5 protein-coding genes are annotated in these 3,503 nt (G+C 45.2%); 1 reads left to right on the top strand and 4 read right to left on the bottom strand.

What is annotated here, in order from left to right; all coding sequences use genetic code 11:
* Positions 1-456: 456 nt before the first annotated feature.
* The 4 genes from JKY90_02080 to JKY90_02065 form a co-directional block, all read right to left on the bottom strand.
* Entirely contained in the window at positions 457-819 is a 363-nt protein-coding gene (locus JKY90_02080; GenBank protein ID MBL4851058.1) for a hypothetical protein, read from the bottom strand.
* A 247-nt stretch (positions 820-1,066) separates the two neighbouring features.
* On the bottom strand, positions 1,067-1,861 hold the full coding sequence (locus JKY90_02075) for a thymidylate synthase (protein ID MBL4851057.1): 795 nt from the start codon (positions 1,859-1,861) through the stop codon (positions 1,067-1,069).
* 21 nt (positions 1,862-1,882) lie between these two features.
* Positions 1,883-2,182 (bottom strand): hypothetical protein, encoded by a 300-nt coding sequence (locus JKY90_02070; protein MBL4851056.1) that lies wholly within the window; start codon positions 2,180-2,182, stop codon positions 1,883-1,885.
* Positions 2,179-2,982 (bottom strand): prolipoprotein diacylglyceryl transferase, encoded by an 804-nt coding sequence (locus JKY90_02065; protein ID MBL4851055.1) that lies wholly within the window; start codon positions 2,980-2,982, stop codon positions 2,179-2,181. The genes JKY90_02070 and JKY90_02065 overlap by 4 nt, the downstream gene beginning before the upstream one ends.
* A 297-nt stretch (positions 2,983-3,279) precedes the next feature.
* On the opposite strand from JKY90_02065, the gene JKY90_02060 reads away from it, so the two are divergent.
* A partial coding sequence (locus JKY90_02060; protein MBL4851054.1) for a class 1 fructose-bisphosphatase occupies positions 3,280-3,503 on the top strand: 224 nt, incomplete at its 3' end.

Here is a 3,503-nt window from a genome sequence, read left to right as displayed (position 1 = left end):
TTTTTTCAGAACTGTTTGGCTGGAAGTTTGTGGATTGAGGGGATGATTATTGCAGTTTTAATGATGGTCGGCTCGATGGTGGATTTTATAAATCAAATAATGTGGCATCGACAAAAACTGGTAGCGCACTACTTGTCTTCTACAGCGAAGAGTTAGACCATGCCGTTGGTCGAGTCGAGAATGCAGGCGGCACCCCAAGAGTACTTCCTCAATAATGCTGGCGCATTCCTTCAGGGCGTAAAATTATTAAGCCGATCTTTTCATTCCCGGGTGGCCGACGGTTTCATTTTGCTGACCCAAACGGCAATGAGTTTGCGATTTGGTCTGAGCAGTAAAAATAACGCTGTTAATTAACGCAGAGTTAAGGGGTTTCGAGAACAGGCGGTTTTTTTGCGTTCTTTGCAAAAAAGTGCGTATTCTCGAAATCCCTCTTGAACGTTTTGTTATAAGCCGCCATCACCGTAACTCCAGCTTTTTTGCTATTTCCAAAACACATTCTTGTGCTGCTACATTGTTACTTATTTTAGCAAGTTCACCAGCACATAATAAGGCATAATTATTGGCAAAATTAAGTGTATCCTTTACGAAATCATCACTGTAGCTACTTTTTATACATGTATCTTCAACTCTTCGGCTTATCTGGGCAGCTCCAGCATGAGTTAGGCTGTTTAAGTTGCTCCAATTTTCTTTCTTTGGTTTTGAAACACCTTTTCCGCATTCTTTCTCAATACCTTCAATTAGTAGAGAAAATTTTAGATCAAATTTGTCTTTACGTAATTTCTCGATATCTTTTTGAGATGAACAATGGTAAAACCACATTCCTTTTACATGGGATTCAAAAATGCTTCTCAGTAAAGTGCTAGCCGATCCATAAAGTCGATTTTCAATTAAAACAATAACAGAGCGATGATGCTCTAAACTTATAGAAAAAATGAAGAAGCTACTATATTCCGGTCTTTATTCTTAAATTTTATTCCATTTAGACTTTCGTCAAAACGATTAGCAATAGCATAGGAATGCTTTACCAAAGAGTTCATTGCACTCTCCTAAGGCTTATAACAGCCTGTTAAACCGCAATAGGTGCTTTGATGCCTGGGTGTGATTGGTAATTCTCTAGGGTGAAGTCGTCGTATTTAAAATCAAAGAGCGAACGAACATTGGGATTAATTTTCATCGTTGCTAAGGGTAATGGCTCACGTGACAGTTGTAAATCAACCTGGTCTAGGTGATTTGAATACAAATGTGCATCGCCGAAAGTGTGAATAAAATCCCCGGGTTCTAAGTCGCAGACTTGCGCGATCATTAAGGTTAGTAAGGCGTACGAGGCGATATTAAACGGCACACCGAGAAAGATGTCAGCACTACGCTGGTATAGCTGGCACGACAAACGCCCGTCCAACACATAAAACTGAAATAGTGAATGGCACGGTGGTAAAGCCATATTGGCTACTTCGGCGACATTCCAGGCGCTGACGATAAGACGGCGCGAGTCAGGGTTGTTTTTGATGCCGTCGATCAGATTGCTGATTTGATCGATATGGCCACCATCGGGCGTTGGCCACGAGCGCCATTGATGGCCATAAACAGGGCCAAGTTCGCCCTGCTCATCGGCCCATTGATCCCAAATCGACACACCATTTTGTTTCAGATAGGCGATATTGGTATCACCCTTTAAGAACCAAAGAAGTTCGTGGATAATGGACTTAAAATGCAGCTTTTTGGTGGTAACTGCTGGGAAACCGTCATTTAAATTGTAGCGGCATTGGTAGCCAAACAGACTCAGGGTACCGGTGCCAGTGCGGTCTTCTTTGCGTGTGCCATGATCTCGCACATGGCGCATTAAATCGAGATATTGCTGCATGGGGAATTGTCCCGGATTTGGTCAGGTACTCAGGTTTTGTGTCATTTTGTGAAATGGAAGTCGCTGACGGAACAGCTTGCCTTGTTGATGATCGCCGTTGGCGTAATATTTGCTGCGGCCGCTGGGTTCGTTATAGCCAGTAACCGCCCAATGATTATCGTGTTCTATCACTTGATAGGGGGCATGTTTTTCCATGTCTGGTACCTTGCTCGCGATGCTATTCAAAGCGACAGCAAAAGCGTTATCGTAATCGCACTCTCTGGCAAGTGCCAGGCCGGGTATAGCTAGTAATAGCAGCAGTAGGGCTGGCCCCGCTTTCATGTTGTTGCCGCCGTTTTTTGCTTTTGGGCATAAATAATTAGACCAAAGCCTAATAGAATCATCGGTATTGACAGTATCTGACCCTGAGTCAACCAGTCAAACGCACGGTAGCCAAGGTGCTCATCCGGAATACGCACGAACTCGACGGCGAACCTGAAGACCCCATAAAACAGCAGGAAAAGCCCCGATATTAATCCCATTGACTGTGGCCGTCGCGACACAAGAAAAAGAATGGTAAATAACACCAAGCCTTCTAATGCTGCTTCGTAAAGCATTGAGGGGTGGCGCGGGATGTTGGTGGCTGATCTGCCTGTTTCAAAAATCATGGCCCAGGGCGCATCGCTGGCTTTGCCCCATAACTCACCGTTGATAAAATTGCCGATGCGTCCGGTAAATAGCCCGATGGGTGTCAGTACGGCGACAAAGTCGGTAACCTGCAAGAAGCATTTCTTTGTCTTGCGGCCAAATAGCCACATGGCAACGATGACGCCGATAAGTCCGCCGTGAAAGGACATACCGCCCTCCCATATGCGAATGATACGGCTTGGGTCGGCAACGATACTGGCAAAATCATAAAACAGCATATAGCCGAGTCGTCCGCCAACGATGACGCCCATGGCACCATAGAAGATGACATCACCCACTTGTTCAGCGGTCCAATTGACGTGTGGCTGCTTGCAACGGTGAACGCCTAACCACCAGGCGCCGGCAAAGCCAAGAAGGTACATGATGCCGTACCAGTGGATAGGTAGGGAGCCGAGGTTAATTGCTATCGGGTCGATGTTGTGGGTATAAGCCATGCGCGGCGAGTATATACCCATCACGGATAGGTTTCCCACTAAATTGCACACCCTGCTTGATCTGTAGCGGCGTTATCATTTCTCGCAATAGAATGACTATTGCTCGTCATTCTGCCTTGCTACAAATCAAGCATGGCGCCACTTTAGTAGGAAACCTGTCCGTGATGGGTAGTGCAGCTTTATTTTGGTGGCTTACACCGTATAATGGATGCCATTTTGCGTGGTTGCAGCCTGGTATTATAACGTTGCGCGCCTGTTTGTTTACCCAGTTTTTTATCACGATAGAGGATTTTTATTATGCATAAGGGCGAAACTCTGACCCAATTTATTATTGAGGAACAACGTCGTACCCATGGCTCGGGTGACTTTAGTGGTTTATTGGCGGATATTGAAACAGCGTGCAAGCGTATATCCTCAGCGGTAAATAAGGGGGCTTTAATTGGCGCTTTGGGTGCGTTGGAAACTGAAAATGTTCAAGGTGAAACCCAGAAAAAACTGGATATCATTTCTAACGACATGAT

Source organism: Gammaproteobacteria bacterium (genome assembly GCA_016765075.1).
Lineage (GTDB): Bacteria > Pseudomonadota > Gammaproteobacteria.
This window is presented reverse-complemented; position numbering and strand designations above follow the sequence as displayed.